Annotated in this window: 17 protein-coding genes and 1 rRNA gene; 14 read left to right on the forward strand and 4 right to left on the reverse strand. The window is 28.6% G+C overall.

The features are described from left to right. Positions 1 to 92 precede the first annotated feature (92 nt). Positions 93 to 944: an MBL fold metallo-hydrolase gene (locus MSCUN_RS04380; RefSeq protein ID WP_095608619.1), complete on the forward strand. Its 852-nt coding sequence runs from the start codon at positions 93 to 95 to the stop codon at positions 942 to 944. Positions 945 to 981: 37 nt separating this feature from the next. Continuing rightward, entirely contained in the window at positions 982 to 1,329 is a 348-nt protein-coding gene (locus MSCUN_RS04385; protein ID WP_095608620.1) for a hypothetical protein, read from the forward strand. A gap of 111 nt (positions 1,330 to 1,440) precedes the next feature. Here MSCUN_RS04385 and MSCUN_RS04390 read toward each other — a convergent pair whose 3' ends face one another. The 3 genes from MSCUN_RS04390 to MSCUN_RS04400 form a co-directional block, all read right to left on the reverse strand. Then, positions 1,441 to 1,983 carry a PRC-barrel domain-containing protein gene (locus tag MSCUN_RS04390; RefSeq protein WP_095608621.1) on the reverse strand — a complete coding sequence of 181 codons (543 nt, stop codon included), beginning with the start codon at positions 1,981 to 1,983 and terminating at the stop codon, positions 1,441 to 1,443. 200 nt (positions 1,984 to 2,183) lie between these two features. Next, positions 2,184 to 2,732 carry an orotate phosphoribosyltransferase gene (gene pyrE / locus MSCUN_RS04395; protein ID WP_095608622.1) on the reverse strand — a complete coding sequence of 183 codons (549 nt, stop codon included), beginning with the start codon at positions 2,730 to 2,732 and terminating at the stop codon, positions 2,184 to 2,186. A gap of 145 nt (positions 2,733 to 2,877) precedes the next feature. Next, positions 2,878 to 3,156: a PRC-barrel domain-containing protein gene (locus MSCUN_RS04400; protein WP_095608623.1), complete on the reverse strand. Its 279-nt coding sequence runs from the start codon at positions 3,154 to 3,156 to the stop codon at positions 2,878 to 2,880. A 333-nt stretch (positions 3,157 to 3,489) separates the two neighbouring features. Between MSCUN_RS04400 and MSCUN_RS04405 the strand changes: the two genes are divergently transcribed. From MSCUN_RS04405 to mtnA, 11 genes are all read left to right on the forward strand, one after another. Beyond that, positions 3,490 to 4,005: a PIN domain-containing protein gene (locus tag MSCUN_RS04405; RefSeq protein ID WP_095608624.1), complete on the forward strand. Its 516-nt coding sequence runs from the start codon at positions 3,490 to 3,492 to the stop codon at positions 4,003 to 4,005. 59 nt (positions 4,006 to 4,064) lie between these two features. Further along, entirely contained in the window at positions 4,065 to 5,216 is a 1,152-nt protein-coding gene (locus tag MSCUN_RS04410) for a DUF2117 domain-containing protein (protein ID WP_095608625.1), read from the forward strand. A 75-nt stretch (positions 5,217 to 5,291) separates the two neighbouring features. Continuing rightward, complete coding sequence (locus MSCUN_RS04415; protein ID WP_095608626.1) at positions 5,292 to 6,275, forward strand: methanogenesis marker 2 protein; 984 nt, start codon at positions 5,292 to 5,294, stop codon at positions 6,273 to 6,275. Positions 6,276 to 6,641: 366 nt separating this feature from the next. Then, a complete protein-coding gene (gene mmp3 / locus MSCUN_RS04420; RefSeq protein ID WP_095608627.1) occupies positions 6,642 to 8,177 on the forward strand; it encodes a methyl-coenzyme M reductase-associated protein Mmp3 in 1,536 nt (511 codons plus the stop codon). A 79-nt stretch (positions 8,178 to 8,256) separates the two neighbouring features. Further along, entirely contained in the window at positions 8,257 to 8,670 is a 414-nt protein-coding gene (locus tag MSCUN_RS04425) for a methanogenesis marker 6 protein (protein WP_095608634.1), read from the forward strand. A 79-nt stretch (positions 8,671 to 8,749) separates the two neighbouring features. Continuing rightward, the gene (locus MSCUN_RS04430; protein WP_095608628.1) at positions 8,750 to 9,373 is read left to right on the forward strand and encodes a DUF2112 family protein; all 624 of its coding nucleotides are present in this window, start codon (positions 8,750 to 8,752) and stop codon (positions 9,371 to 9,373) included. Positions 9,374 to 9,425: 52 nt separating this feature from the next. Next, entirely contained in the window at positions 9,426 to 9,890 is a 465-nt protein-coding gene (locus tag MSCUN_RS04435; protein ID WP_095608629.1) for a methanogenesis marker 5 protein, read from the forward strand. 6 nt (positions 9,891 to 9,896) lie between these two features. Then, positions 9,897 to 11,153, forward strand: coding sequence for a methanogenesis marker 15 protein (locus MSCUN_RS04440; protein ID WP_095608630.1), 1,257 nt, complete (start codon positions 9,897 to 9,899; stop codon positions 11,151 to 11,153). Between the two features lie 33 nt (positions 11,154 to 11,186). Beyond that, positions 11,187 to 11,753: a methanogenesis marker 17 protein gene (locus tag MSCUN_RS04445; protein WP_095608631.1), complete on the forward strand. Its 567-nt coding sequence runs from the start codon at positions 11,187 to 11,189 to the stop codon at positions 11,751 to 11,753. Between the two features lie 144 nt (positions 11,754 to 11,897). Further along, a complete protein-coding gene (locus MSCUN_RS04450; RefSeq protein ID WP_095608632.1) occupies positions 11,898 to 12,767 on the forward strand; it encodes a radical SAM protein in 870 nt (289 codons plus the stop codon). A gap of 163 nt (positions 12,768 to 12,930) precedes the next feature. Then, positions 12,931 to 13,872: an S-methyl-5-thioribose-1-phosphate isomerase gene (gene mtnA, locus MSCUN_RS04455; RefSeq protein WP_095608635.1), complete on the forward strand. Its 942-nt coding sequence runs from the start codon at positions 12,931 to 12,933 to the stop codon at positions 13,870 to 13,872. A gap of 53 nt (positions 13,873 to 13,925) precedes the next feature. Here the strand turns inward: mtnA and MSCUN_RS04460 are convergent, their stop codons facing one another. After that, positions 13,926 to 14,948: a class I SAM-dependent methyltransferase gene (locus MSCUN_RS04460; RefSeq protein WP_095608633.1), complete on the reverse strand. Its 1,023-nt coding sequence runs from the start codon at positions 14,946 to 14,948 to the stop codon at positions 13,926 to 13,928. A 535-nt stretch (positions 14,949 to 15,483) separates the two neighbouring features. Between MSCUN_RS04460 and MSCUN_RS04465 the strand changes: the two genes are divergently transcribed. Beyond that, positions 15,484 to 15,605, forward strand: a 16S ribosomal RNA gene (locus MSCUN_RS04465); the annotation flags it as partial.

Consider the following 15,605-nt stretch of genomic DNA (forward strand, 5'->3'; position numbering starts at 1 on the left):
ATATTAATATAATATAATTTAGTTAGAATAAAAAAAATATTAATTTAACAAAAAAAGATAGATAAAAGTATTAAAGGGGAGTTTATTTTTTCATGAATATCACACAACATCAAAGCAAAAAAATACAAAAAAACTCATGGAATAATATATTTGATAATCAAAGAAGTAAAATACGTTATATTAAATGTATAACATCAGGATATGTGAAACTAAATTATTCAGGATGTATAAATGAGAAATTTTTTGATGAAAATAATTTTATAAATAAATCATTTTATAAACCTGTTGTATCACATCTTTTATTTCATGAAGATTATGGATATTTATTAATTGATGCAGGGCTTGATGAAACATTTACATATAATCCATATGGATCACAAAAAGGTATAAAATTAAAACAAGTAGGATCAAAATTTAAACAAAATCCTAATACAACTGTATTAAATTATATTCAGGATCATGATATAAAACTAAGTGGTATTTTTCTAACACATTTACATATAGATCATATAGCCGGACTTCTTAATTTAGATGATAATATACCAATATATTTCTCCTCACTTGAAAAAAGTATGGATGTAAAACCATACTACTATGGAGAATATTTAAAAAATAAAAAAACAATAAAAATACTAAATCTTGATAACTTCACAAAAATGCCACACCTTGACTTATGTATGGATATATTTAATGATAACTCACTTTTTGCAATACATACACCCGGTCATACACCAGGACATCTATCATATCTTATAAATAGTGATGAAAAAATCCTAATAGCAGGTGATGTATTTTATATAAATGAATCAGTAAAATATGAAGTTGCACCATCTGATTATATGAATAATATAACAATAGCTCAAAAATCACTAGAAAAAATATTAAACTTTAGAAAAAAATATAATACTAAAATAATAGCAGGTCATGAAAATATCATGATCTAAAAAAAAATTATTATATTATTTTGGGAGAATAACAATTATGGTTGAACGTAAAATAATCTATGATGATGTATTAGAATATGAATTTCTATTTACATTAGTACCATCATTAATACTTAAAACAATGGTAAAAACAAATGCAAATCTAATAGCAAAATTTGAAACAAAAGTAATAGTAGCACTAGATGGACTTAATCCAAAACAAAGAGAAATGCTTGACATAATACTAAAATCTCCTGTAGATGAACTTCAAGAAGTTATGAAAGAAGCATATGCAAAATCACATAAAAAACAGTATAAAATACTCTCAGAACCTAAGGCAAGACCATTTATTGAAAAAAATCTTAAAGAATTAAGAAAACTTGTAGAATTAAAATTAAATGATTAAATTATTATAAAAATTATAAAAGTTTTTTGAAAAATTAGCATGATTTTGGTAAGAAGAGTATATTACTAGTATTTAAAAAAAAGAATTAAAAAAAAAGAATAATGATTTTATTTATTCTTTGTCATCATCTTCTTCTTTTGTTTCATCATCTTTGTCTTCTTCTGGTACTTTTTCTTGACTTAGTGTTTTATTTAAGATAATGTAATCTCCATTTGTTACTATGTCATCTTTGTTTATTTCATATTTTGCTTTTGATTTTCCGAATGATTGTTTTTCAACTATAATATCTGTTACTGTTAGTGGATCTTTTGCTATTTCTATGTTTGTTACTTTTCCTGCAATGTTTCCATCTTTGTCTATTACTGTTTTTTCAAGTCCTTGGTTTATTGTTGATGTTTCATCATCTGCTGGTATTTTTGTTAGTGTATTTTCTTTTAATTGATCAAGAGTTTCACTAATTAGGAGGTATTCTCCCATTGCAATAATGCTTTTTGGGTCTATTTCATAGTATTTTTTGCTTATTGGGTTTCCTGTTGATCCATAGAGGTCTACTACTTGGTATGTTTTTACGTTGAATCTGATGTCTGCAAGTTTTGCTACTTCTTTTCCGTCTTTGTCTATTATTTTCATTCCTAAGATTTCTTTAGCATTCATGTTTAATCACGCTTCTTATTTTTTTTTTATTTTATTTTTTTCTTATTTGATTTTTATTTTATTTTTTTTTCTTAAATTTAATTAATTATTCTAATGCTTTAACTAAATTTTAAAATCTTATTATTTTATTTTATTTTTTTTAATATAAATATTATATATTAATTTTTATTTTAATCTAAAGCTTAATTAGTAATTTATAATTATTCATTACAATTTAGATATTCTTTAAATTCTGAAATTGTAAGAAGAGGTTTAAGTTCAATTTCTTTTTCTTCAAATGTTTCTTTTGCTCCTTCTTGGCGATCTACAATTACATATGCTTGAATGATATTTCCACCATTATCTTCTATTACATTTATTGCTTTAAGAAGTGAACCACCAGTTGTTGTAACATCTTCTACTATTATTACATTATCACCTGGATTTAGTTCTCCTTCTATTTGCTTACTTGTTCCATAGGATTTTTTTTCTTTTCTTATCATTAGCATTGGCTTTTTTGATATGAGTGATGTTGCTGTTGCAATTGGTACAGCTCCAAGTGCAGGACCTGCTATTTTATCAATGTTTTTATCTTCTATTTGTTGTGTTATCATATTTGCAGCACATTCTAGTATTTCAGGTTCGGTAATTGCTTTTTTCATATCAACATAGTAATTACTTTTTTTTCCTGATGAAAGTGTGAAATCTCCGAATTTGATTACATCATTTTCTTTTAATAATTGCATTAGTTTATTTTTATAGTTACTCATTTTATATGCCATACTCCCTTAAAATATTTTTTTTTAGTAATACATTTTTTTTACTAGTTTTTATTTTATTAATTATGACTAAAAGATTTTATGTAAATAGAAAAAATAACTTTAGGTTTTATCTAAAAAAAATAGTAATTTTTTTTTAGTATGTTATCATTTCAAGTTCTTCAACAATTGATTCAGCTTCTGTAATTGCTTTTTTAAGAATTATTTTATCTCCAATACTTTTTATCATTTCAAATGGTACTAGTATTTCATTTTTTTTTGAAAATGTATTTGTTATTGAATTTCCAGATTTAGGTGTTATGATAAAACTATTAACACAATTTGATGCTGTGTCAATATCAACATCTGTTACTTTTCCTAGAATAGATCCTTTTTCATCTAATACTTCTTTTCCCACTATTGTTTTTAAACGCATGTTTGATCAACTCTGAATATGTAATTATAAGTATAATGTTTTTTTTTAAATATTTGATTTCTTAAATAATTAAAACTTAAAGAATTCTTTTTTTATAATTTCTATATAAACTATATTTTTTTTCTTTAAATTTCTTTTTTTATATAATAATATTATAGGTGTTTTTGTTATATAAAGAATTTTCAGCTTAGTTTGAATTAAAACATATTAATTAATAAATTAGAAAAATTTTTTTTATAAATTTAGATTAATATATATAATAAACAAAAATCAAAAAAAAGAAAATGCTAAAAATTCTATCCTAAAAAAAATGTGGGAGTTGAATGATAAACTATGGAAAATAAGATATACATACTTGATGCATCAGGAATAATAAATGGATTTTATTCAGATAAAACACAAAATATAATGACATCAAAAGCAGTTGAAGAAATAAAAGATCTGCAAACACAAATAAAACTAGATGAATGTATAGAAAATGGAATAATAAAAATAGAAGATATAACACCTGATGATTATGAAAAAATTATGCCAACACTACTTGAAAGTGGAGATTTTCTAAGACTATCTGATACTGATAAACAAATAGTAGCACTAGCATTAAAATATAAAAACAATGGATATAATCCAGTAACAGTAACAGATGATTATTCAATGCAAAACACACTAAAATTACTAAATCTTAAATTTAAACCAGTTAACACAAAAGGTATAAAAAATACAATACAATGGGTACGAATATGTAAAGGATGCAAAAAAGAATATGAAACAAATTATCCATATGATGAATGTGAAATATGTGGATCAGAAATTATACGAAAAAGAGTAGGTGGACGAAACAACTACTAAAAAGGATAAAAAATTTGTGGAAAAATAGAAAAATGAGTAGGTGGAGGAATAAAAATATTATGTTAAAAATAGGTGTGATAGTACATGGACCTACAATAATAGATTCAGGATATGCAACAAAGATAATAAAACAACTATCAAAATATGGAAAAGTAACATCACGACTTGGAGGAACAATGGGACGAACAGCAGTATTAGATGCAAATGCTGAGGATATTATAAACATAGAAGATAAACTACTTCCAAGTGAATCAATAAAACTTCTTGCAAAAACAAATGACGTACTATTTCTCTTAAATTCTGGAAAATCCACACTAACAGGTCATACATTTGGATATAAAGTGCTAAATAAAATAAAGTATCCTGTAAACATTATACAAATAGAAAGACCAGCATATAATGATGGTGTAATAATACAATGGAATAAACAAACAGACAAAGAACTTCTTAAAAATATAGCTGCTGAGTTTAATCTTCCAATAATAGATTCAAAAGAAGCTATAAAAATAGCACAAAAAAACACAGGATACACAGATGATGATAATATAATACGACGAAAAGTAGCAGGAGTATCAAAGAATGAAAATATAATGTTAAATGGAATAATCATAGGACGTGTAACAGATGATAATCTAACAATAATCGCAGAAAATGGTCAGATTACTGCTATGGAAGGTGGAATAATAAAACAACATGGTCTTGAAAAACTTGGATCAATAGATCTTAAAACAGCAATTATAAAAACAGGACTTCTAAGACGAAATAATAACATAAAACCTAGACAAATAAAACATACACCAAATAAACAATTAAAAGCAGTGTATCTTAATCATGCTGCATGTGACATATATGACTTTAAAGATGCAGATATTATATGTTCAATAGGTGATGATACAACACTACTAACATCAGACATACTATACAGATTTAACATACCAATTATTGGAATAACAGATGGAGATTTAGATCGTGTAGTACTTGAAGGATTTAAACACCCGAATTCAACAATAATACAATTACATCATGGCTTTGATGATAAAATAGGACATCTTATATATGAGAAAATATTTAAAAACAACACTATTATCACAATAAAAAGCTTGGATGAATTTAGAAAATCAATAATACAACTTATTGATAAAACAGGTGTTGAATATAAATTTGTAGATAAACAACTCGAAAATATAATAGATGAAAAACAAATTTCCTAGTATATAAATAAAACAATAATAAAAAGAATATACAAATAATGAATTAATACAAAAAAAAGGGAAGGTTGCATATTAATGGATTATAATGAAATCATCAAATCAATAAGAACATTTAAAGGAGTAACACGAAAAAGCTCAATTGCTGATGTACGAGAAAAACTAAAAGATGTATATAATATATCATCAAAAGTACATCTTGCATTTGGAGATGATGCAGCAGCAATAGATATAGGAAATAATCAACTAATGCTACTTGCAACAGATGGAATATGGGGAGATCTTATGGATATAGATCCATGGTGGGCAGGATATTGTTCTGTACTTGTAAATGTAAATGATATAGCAGCAATGGGTGGACTTCCAATGGGAATGACTAATGTGTTATCATCATCAGATCCTAATATTGTTGATGAAATAATGGATGGAATCAAAGAAGGAATCAAGAAATTTGGTGTACCAATGGTAGGAGGACACACACATCCTGATACTCCATATAATGCACTTGATGTAGCAATAAGTGGAATAGTAGATAAAGATAGTGTAATTCCAAGTTGTGGAGCAGAAGTTGGTGATGATATAATCATGGCAATAGATTTAGATGGTAGTATTTATCCAAAAACTGAGATAAACTGGGATTCAACAAGTGATAAAACACCACAATATGTGCAAGATCAAATAAAAATTATGAATAAGATTGGATCAAAACATCTTGTAAATGCAGCAAAAGACATAAGTAACCCAGGATGTGTTGGGACATTAGGAATGTTACTTGAAGCATCAAATAAAGGAGCACATATTTATCTTGATGAAATACCAAAACCTGAATCAATAGACTGGATATCATGGCTACGTATGTATCCTGGAAGTGCATTTGTACTAACATGTAATTCTGATAATACAGATGAAACAATCAAACTACTAAATCAAGCACATATTAATGCAAATCATGTAGGATCTGTAAGTGATGATAAAATACTTTCAATGACATATCAAAATGAAACACGAACAGTTTTTGATTTTAATACTGATATGATAATGGGATTTGAAGAAGATAAATAACATTATCCTTTATCATTGAAAGTTATCTCTACTTTTCTTAACCCTCTTTTTTTTACTACTATTTTTTTTAAAATATTTTTTCATGATTCATTAGTATTTAGTATGATAAATTATGATTAATACTAAAAATTAGTACCTTTTTATCTTAAGTTTTTTTTTAATCTATTAATAAGATAATAACTATAAATAATTTACGTATAAAAAAAAATATATAAATATTAAATATTAACATTTTATAAAATTTATAAAAAAAAATGAAAGTCAAAAAGGTATAGCTAAAAAAAGAAGAAAAAAAGAGGTTATTATATAAAATCCTCAAAAACTAAATTCTTTTTTTTAAACTTTTTTTGAGGCGGAAGGAAAAAAATGCAAGTTAAAGTTAACAATGTTGAAATCAAACTCGATGATGGTTCAACTATTAAAGATGCAATAGAAGTTGCAAATGCTCCATATATTCCAGGATCAGCAATAGCTTTAATTAAAGGACGAAAAGAACTAGAAAGTTCTATAATGAAATATAAAATACGAACCACACAAGGAAGTATAATTATAGAACTAGATAGTAATGCTAAGATGCTAACTGAATTTTGGAAAAATAATTATATGAAGTTTAAAAACTCTTTAATTAGATGGACATCATCAAAAGAAGCAGCAATGGGTTCAATAGTATCAGATCTTAAACCTACAAATGAAGAATTCTTATATGATAAATGGGATGTAATTGTAAGTTTAGCATCATTTTCAAATGAAAGTACACATATAATCTTTTCAAAAGATAAACATAAATCCATATACGGAGTACCAGATGAAAACAAAGGAATAATGGCACACGTAGCAGGTGGAAGACGCACAATTGCAAAACTTACAAATAATGATTCAATAGTAGATATAGAACCTGTTCTTGAACGAAAAAGTGTAATAGATTCAACTCAGGTAAGTGATCTTGACACAAAACTTGAAGATGGAAATGAACTATACACATACATAGAAGTTGAAGCAGATAGACAAGCACCAGTTTCATTTGAACACTTCTTAAAAGTAATAGAAGATGGAACATTTAAAGTAGACTATGAATCAAATACATTCATACAAAATGATTCACTTAAAGGACTAGAACGTGATGTTGAAGATGTATCAAAAAGAAATCGTGGATGTGTAACACTAAGAAACCAGGGACATGGTGTAGGACGTGTATACATATACCGTGAAAGTCGAATACTTGTACCATCACATAATGAAGTAGGACGAATCACACAAGGAATGGAACTTCTTGACATTGCAAAGCATGATGATCGAATAACTACAATTACATCACCACCAAAAATATCCACAGTAGGACTAACACAACTTGAAGCTGATAAGTACTTAGAAGAACGTGGAATTGAACATATGCGTGATGGAGTTGTTGATGATGATGCTGTTGTTGTAGCACAAGATCCAAACTACACAGTAGAAATAGCAGAGCAAAATAAGATAAAAACATTAGGTGTACCAAAAGAAGACTTTGTAGAAATAGAGTTATATCCTGATGCAAGTCCAAGTTCTGTATGGTATTTTAGAAAAATCACAGGATTATTTAATAGTGATGTAGGACATTTACTTGTTAATATGGCAATAAAAGATATGCAACTTTTAATGTTTAAAGCAGTAAATAAAGAAGCACGAGGACTTATTCCTGAAAAACTTCCAGAAGATAAAGTAAATGCATGGGATATATGTGTAAGTAACACAGCATGTAAACAAGTTGGAAACATAGGTATAAGATTTGTTGATAATTCAGATTTTGGACCTACTGGTGAATCATTTGCCGGTACAAACATAATAGGACGTGTTGTTGGCGGATTTGATAATATGAAAAACTTTAAAGATGGAGATACTATATATGTCAAAGAAAGAAAGTAGTATAGATAACCAGTTTTGTCGTATTCCAATGGGAAATGGAAAATACAGATACTCAGAAGAACTTGATAAAATAAATAGAATGATAGTACTAGGACCTGGATGTTTTATAAGTACAAAGGAACTTGTAACAGAACTTCAAATGCTAGAACTTCCAATAAATATAAGACTCACATGTTATGGGGCACACATTAATGGAGAAGAAGAGTATGTTCTAGAAGCTGTTAAAAAAGCACGAGAACTTGACCCAAATCATATATTTATAAAAACACGAGGATTCCCAGTTGGTGATCCAAGACGTTGTCGTGCAAAAAGAAAAGGAGCACGTGAAGGATTCCATCAACTACAAGCTGAATATCAACTACTTCCTCATGTATCATATGCACTAGAACATATGAAACGTGTAGAAGTAACCAGGCCAAAACGTGTAAGTGTAGATGAGTTTAAAGATGTAATGAATGAAGTATGTCCTGAAAATTCTACAAACACAGAATAATATTTTTAGTAGAAGTAGTGTAATGATAAAAAAAATTCTAAAACTTTTGAAGTAAGATTTTATATTCAAGGTGAATTTTATGAAAATTGCAGTAATACCTGATATGGCAATGATGGTTGTAAATCTGGTAAATAAAATGGGGCATGAATGTTTTTGTGCATGTAATATAACACAAGATGATCTTGAAAATCATGAAATAACAAATGATGATGAATGCTTCATAGACTACTCAAAGCCACCATTTAACATGAAAGGATATAATATGAATGAATATATGAAGTACACATCGTTTGATGAACCATCAGGTGTAAAGGGTCGGGTTATACTATATGATAATATAATAGAAAATAGTGATGCTGTAATTATAATAAATGAAAATACACACACTAAAGATAATGAAAAGATGTATGATACATTAAATGAATTAATACTATTTAGCTGTATATCATGTCATAATGCATATGAAGTATTAGTTCATGAAATAAGACGTAAAAAAATACCACGTCTTGAACTAACTAAACCATCAAGTCGTGATGAGTTAATAAAATTTATAGAAGATATAACAGAATTTCTTGAAAATGTAGAACAACTACCAGAAAGTTGTGTGGTTGATAAGAGAATAAAATCATGTGGTATTAGTTTAGATGAAGTATCAGAAATATTTAAAAGTGATGAAACTTTAGAAAAAAAAGATAGAAGATAATTAAAAAAAATAATATGATAGGTTAAAAAATAAAATTTTGAGGTATAATAATATGAAAGTTATAGTATTTCCACCAAATTCAATGATCTTAGCGGATCTTGTTGAAAGAAATGGGCATGAAGCTCTAGTAATTCAACAACAAATACATAATAAAGTAACAACACCGGATATAGATGCACCACCACTTAATGTTACAGAAGATGATCCAATAGAAGGACTTAAATATGCTGCAATAGAAGTACCATCAGGTGTACGTGGACGTATGGCAATATTTGGTCCTTTAATTGAAGAAGCTGATGCTGCTATTATAATGCAAGATGCACCATACGGGTTTGGGTGTGTTGGATGTGCACGTACAAATGAGTTAACATTATTTACAATGAGACATAAAAATATGCCAATTTTAGAGTTACAATTCCCAAAAAGTCGTGATGAAACAGTAGATGCAGTATATAAAATAAGCACTTTTCTAAGTGACCTTAAAGAGGAAGAAGAAAAAACTAAACAGGAGGAATAATATTTTATGTCTATTAAAATAGCACAATTATCATGTGGAACAGATTATAGTGGAGTTCAAAAAGAAATTGAAGAAGCAGCAGAAAAGTTTGGAGCAGAAATGGTACTACCTGATGTAGAATTAGATCAGATAGATGAAGCATATGAAAGATTTGGTTTAAGTTGTGCAAGTTCAAGTCTTAAACTTATGATTGCTCGTGCAATGGCATTAGTAGATGGTACAGCAGAAGCAGATGCAGTATTTATATGTACATGTTTTAGATGTGCTGAGGGTGCAATTGCTAGATATGAGGTACGTAAACTTATCCAGGAATGTACAGATCTTCCTGTTGTAACATATTCATTTACAGAAAATACAAAAGCATCAGAACTTTTTATTCGTATGGAAGCACTTACAACTATTGTATCACGTAAAAATATTCTTGCACGTGAAAAACAAGAAGGACTTACTCTTGGTATAGATAGTGGATCAACCACAACAAAAGTTGCACTTATGGAAAATAATGAAGTAATAGGAACCGGATGGGTACAAACAGGTGATATTTTAGGTTGTGCTAATGATGCTATTCAAGAAGCTTTAGCTGGTACTGGTTATACATATGATGATATTGAAGCTGTTGGAACAACAGGTTATGGTCGTATTACAATAGGAAAAGAACTTGGTGCAAAACTTATACAAGAGGAAATATCAGTAAATAGTAAAGGGGCTGTGTATTTGGCTGATGCACAACGTGGTGAAGCTACAGTTCTTGATATTGGTGGTATGGATAACAAGGTTATTACTGTAAATAATGGTATTCCTGATAACTTTACCATGGGAGGTATTTGTGCTGGTGCAAGTGGAAGATTCCTTGATATGGCAAGTGGAAGACTTGGTGTTGATATTACAGAGTTTGGTGAACTTGCTCGTCGTGGAAATTATCGTAATGCTGAACTTGCAAGTTATTGTATAGTATTTGGTATTCAGGATCTTGTAACAACTCTTGCTGGTGGAGCATCAAATGTAGATGCTGCTAGTGCTGCATGTCATTCTGTAGCAGAACAAGTATATGAACAGCAACTTCAGGAAATTGATGTTCGTGAACCTCTTATACAAGTAGGTGGAACATCACTTCTTGGTGGACTTGTTGATGCTGTACAAGATGTACTTGGTGGTGTTGATATTATAGTTCCTGAATATTCACAATATATTGGAGCTGTAGGTGCAGCACTTCTTGTTTCAGGTCTTAAAGATACAGATATAGATGATAGTAAAAGATTCTAAAGAAAAGTAAAAAAATTTAAGGATTTGTTAAATATGTATGTAGAATGCTATGATGAACAAGGTGCACAAGCATATGAAAAAATACTAAGATATACATTACAAGATTTAAAGCTTGCAAAGGCAATAAATGGTATTAAAATATTTATTGAACCTCGTGATGCTGTATTTATTGGTGTTATAAGACTTGCACCTCCATCAGCACCAATCTATCTTAAAGATATGGCAACATATAAGATGGAAGATGGAATACTAAAAATAAAAATTGACAAAGAAGACTATACTCCGGATCTTCTTCGTGAACTTTGGAAAAAAGAAGGACGTGCTAATGTTGCACAGCCTGATCGTTATAGAATAGAAGTTAAAGAGCCAAGTTTTAATCCTGATGATTTTCTGGTTATTAATCCATATAAAGAACTTAAACGTAAAGTGTATGATGCAATTTTAAGAATTGTTCCTGAAGGATTTAGAATATCTCATAATCGTTCTGAACGTGATATGGTATGTCTTCTTTGTAGTGATCAGATTATTGATGAAAGTTGGTATGCTAAGTTTGATGAGATAATTGAAGAAGTACGTAATGATGTAAAATTTAGAAAATAATACTACTTTTTTTTTAAATTTTATTATTTTTTTTCTTTATTCTTTTTTTTTGAATTTAATAAAGTACTAAAAAAATTAACAATAGTTATATATTATTATAGGATAGATATAAACTAGGAAAAATAATAATAGGTGGTAATATCAATGCAAGAAGATAAGAAAATGCAACATTTTGCACATGTAACACAAGCACATCCTTGCTTTAATGAAAAAATACATGATAAAGTAGGAAGAATACACATACCAATAGCACCAAAATGTAACATACAATGCGGATTTTGTACAAGAAAAATAACAGACAAAGAAAATAGACCTGGAGTAGCTTCATGCATAATGTCAGTAGATGAAGCAATAGAACATATAAGAAAAACAACCAGTCAAATGCCAATAAGTGTAGTAGGAGTAGCAGGACCAGGAGATGCACTAGATAATCCAGAAACATTAGTATTATTTAAAAAAGTACGAGAAGAATTTCCAGACCTAATACTATGTATGAGTACAAATGGACTACTAGCAGCAGACTATGCACAACAAATAGCAGATGTAGGAGTTAAAACTGTAACAATCACAATAAATGCAGTAGATCCAACTATAGGTGCTGAAATTTATGATGATATAGAATATGATGGAAAAGTATATCATGGAATAGAAGGTGCTAAATTACTTCTTGATCATCAACTAAAAGCAGTAGAAAAACTATCAGATCTTGGTGTAGTAGTTAAAGTAAATAGTGTGGTAATACCAGGTGTAAATGATGAACATATTGTTGAAATTGCAAAAACAGTAAAAGCAAAAGGTGCATCAATAATGAATGTTTTACCACTAATACCATTAAATAAATTTAAAGATGTTAAAAAGCCAGGATGTGGAGAACTAAGTACAATAAGAAAACAAGTAGAAGAATACTTACCAGTTTTCCGTGCATGTAGTCAATGTCGTGCTGATGCATTTGGAATACCTGGTGTTAAAGATCAAGACTTCTCACTTGAAATGGTTCCAAATAGTCATTACTAAAAGCTAGAAAATATTTTGACTTTCAAAAATAATAAAAACTTAATCTCCCAAACCTCTTTTTTTTAAATTAATTTAAATTCTTAAATTATATATAAAACAATTTATTAAATCATAATTACATTACAAAAAAAAATAAAAATATAGTGAGATGAAAATTAAAATGATTGAAACATTATACTGGAAAGATAATAAACTTTATCTTCTTGATCAAACATTAATACCAATGGAAGTACAATACGTAGAATGCTTAACATACAAAGATGTAATAGATGCAATACAGACTATGAAAGTACGTGGAGCACCAGCAATAGGAGTAGCAGCAGCATATGCAATGGCACTAGCAGAAAATGAGGGAATTGATTTAGATGTTGCAGCAAGAGAAATTAAAAGTTCAAGACCAACAGCAGTAAATCTCTTCTGGGCAGTAGATCAAGTACTTAAATCTGTAGATGATGGAAATAGTGCAATTGAAACTGCAAATCTTATGGCAATAAATGATATTAGAACAAATGAAAAAATAGGTGCATATGGAAATACAGTGATAGATGATGGTGATACAATACTTACACATTGTAATGCTGGATCACTTGCATGTGCAGGTTATGGAACAGCACTAGGTGTAATACGCTCAGCAGTTGCAAATGGTAAAGATGTTGATGTAGTATGTGATGAAACAAGACCACTACTTCAAGGTGCAAGATTAAGTGTATTTGAAATGCAACAAGAAAATATACCTGTAAGACTTATTGTAGATAGTGCAGCAGGACATATGATGCAAAAAGGAGAAATTGATAAAGTAGTAATAGGTGCAGATCGTGTTGCACAAGGAGGAGTTGCAAATAAGATAGGATCACTTATGGTAGCACTTGCTGCTAAACGATATGATGTACCATTTTATGTTGCAGCACCAATGAGTACATTTGATGTTGATAATAATATCTTTGATGTAACAATAGAAGAACGTCAAAAAGAAGAAGTGCTAAAATTTAATGGTAAAAATATTGCAAGTGATGAAACAGTAGTTGAAAATCCTGCATTTGATATTGTAGAATCAGATCTTATAACAGGAATAATAACAGAGGAAGGAATAAAAAAACCATTATAATTATCCTTTCCCCCTTTTTTTCATCACCCCTATTTTTTATAAACTTATTTTTTTTAATTTATTTGAACATCAGCTGCAATATGCCATACACCAGGACTTTGAGATTTTACTTTTCTCATATTTAATACATTAATACTTCGTGGATATGCTGCATCTTTCACATGTTTTATTACTGTATCATAGTCTGATGAAAATTCATAGTAGTTAAGTATTCCACCTTTTTTAAGATGATCTACTGCAAGGTTTAGAAAATCTTTAGCTGTGCCTGGAAGATTCATAAGAATACGATCAGCCATAGGAAGATCAACAATTACCTCATTTATATCACCAAGTTTTGGAATAACTTTACCTTTTAATTTGTTAAGTTTCATATTTTCACATACATAATGATAAGCTTCAGGATTTATATCTACACTATATATGGTTGCATCTTTTTTATGTGCAATACTTATTGGAAATGAACCTATACCTGCAAAAAAGTCAATTATTAATTCTCCAGCTTTTACTTCATCAACAATCCGTGCTCTTTCTGTTGCAAGACGTGGACTAAAGTATACTTCTGTTGGATTTAGTTTAAATCTGATACCATGTTCTTTATGAATTGTTTCAAGATCATCAACACCAGCTAGATATTCAAGTCTACGTGTTCGCATTATACCTTCTATGTTACTTTTCTTATAATAGATACTTCGTCTTTTTGTAAATTTTAGAACTGCATCTGCTATATTATATTTTTCATCTTCAAGTTCTGGTGGAATCTCAAGAATTACAATATCACCTATTATATCAAATGATTTTCTAATATCTTGGGCTTTCTTAGGATCAATTTTATTTTCTAGATAATCCATAAAACTTTGAGCTTTGTATTTAGATTCATTAAATGTATGTTGTGTAACATCAATTGGATATTGTGTTTTAATATCCTCTATTATATTTTCATCATAAACTTCATTTAGTGGTATGTATACAAATTCATCATCTGTATCTAGTTTATATCCCCGGTTTATTTGATCTGTGTTTGCAAGTATTTTTCGTACTTCATTTGCATTTTGTTTTATTATTTTTATACATTTCATGATGAATAACAACTTCTCTCAATTTTTTTAGTTTTTTTTCTAATAACTTTTTATGTTTTTTCATAATTATAAATTAAATGTAATAAAAATATTTATGTAATATTTTCTAATTATCTTGTTAGATTTGGTTCGTTGGTAATAGTATGTGCTACAAAAAGCGAGACACATGAACATGAGAAAATCAATAAGATTTTCCAAGTAATGATTTGTAGTTTTTCCAATTGTAGCGATAAGAACATTTTAATAAATAACTTTTATTAATGAGAGCTAAAAGAAAGTTTCAAACATGTCAACTGACATGGGGAAATGGTTTAGTTCAAAGTACGTTAAACGCAAAAAAAGCAAGTAGACAATTAATGCAATTGTATTGATTGATTAGTGGTGTAACACGAAAAAAAGTGTTAAAAACAAAAAGAACTGCTATAATTTTTTTTAAGTTTACTTCAAAAAAATACTTCTAAAAAAAGAAGATAAAAACAGTGTGTAAATACAAATATCTGCTATGATAAGACTGATTTACCAAAAAATAAGTGTAAATCCGTTTGATCCTGGCGGAAGATACTGCTATTGGGATTCGATTAAGCCATGCAAGTTGAATGAATTTATATTCATGGCGTACGGCTCAGTAACACGTGGATAACTTACCCTTAGGACTGG

The organism is Methanosphaera cuniculi, assembly GCF_003149675.1.
Lineage (GTDB): Archaea > Methanobacteriota > Methanobacteria > Methanobacteriales > Methanobacteriaceae > Methanosphaera > Methanosphaera cuniculi.

Bases quoted from the DNA above. Each gene is read 5' to 3' on its own strand.
- MSCUN_RS04380 (WP_095608619.1), top strand. From the start codon at position 93: ATGAATATCACACAACATCAAAGCAAAAAAATACAAAAAAACTCATGG.
- MSCUN_RS04385 (WP_095608620.1), top strand. From the start codon at position 982: ATGGTTGAACGTAAAATAATCTATGATGATGTATTAGAATATGAATTT.
- MSCUN_RS04390 (WP_095608621.1), bottom strand. From the start codon at position 1,983: ATGAATGCTAAAGAAATCTTAGGAATGAAAATAATAGACAAAGACGGA.
- pyrE (WP_095608622.1), bottom strand. From the start codon at position 2,732: ATGAGTAACTATAAAAATAAACTAATGCAATTATTAAAAGAAAATGAT.
- MSCUN_RS04400 (WP_095608623.1), bottom strand. From the start codon at position 3,156: ATGCGTTTAAAAACAATAGTGGGAAAAGAAGTATTAGATGAAAAAGGA.
- MSCUN_RS04405 (WP_095608624.1), top strand. From the start codon at position 3,490: ATGGAAAATAAGATATACATACTTGATGCATCAGGAATAATAAATGGA.
- MSCUN_RS04410 (WP_095608625.1), top strand. From the start codon at position 4,065: ATGTTAAAAATAGGTGTGATAGTACATGGACCTACAATAATAGATTCA.
- MSCUN_RS04415 (WP_095608626.1), top strand. From the start codon at position 5,292: ATGGATTATAATGAAATCATCAAATCAATAAGAACATTTAAAGGAGTA.
- mmp3 (WP_095608627.1), top strand. From the start codon at position 6,642: ATGCAAGTTAAAGTTAACAATGTTGAAATCAAACTCGATGATGGTTCA.
- MSCUN_RS04425 (WP_095608634.1), top strand. From the start codon at position 8,257: ATGATAGTACTAGGACCTGGATGTTTTATAAGTACAAAGGAACTTGTA.
- MSCUN_RS04430 (WP_095608628.1), top strand. From the start codon at position 8,750: ATGAAAATTGCAGTAATACCTGATATGGCAATGATGGTTGTAAATCTG.
- MSCUN_RS04435 (WP_095608629.1), top strand. From the start codon at position 9,426: ATGAAAGTTATAGTATTTCCACCAAATTCAATGATCTTAGCGGATCTT.
- MSCUN_RS04440 (WP_095608630.1), top strand. From the start codon at position 9,897: ATGTCTATTAAAATAGCACAATTATCATGTGGAACAGATTATAGTGGA.
- MSCUN_RS04445 (WP_095608631.1), top strand. From the start codon at position 11,187: ATGTATGTAGAATGCTATGATGAACAAGGTGCACAAGCATATGAAAAA.
- MSCUN_RS04450 (WP_095608632.1), top strand. From the start codon at position 11,898: ATGCAAGAAGATAAGAAAATGCAACATTTTGCACATGTAACACAAGCA.
- MSCUN_RS04460 (WP_095608633.1), bottom strand. From the start codon at position 14,948: ATGAAATGTATAAAAATAATAAAACAAAATGCAAATGAAGTACGAAAA.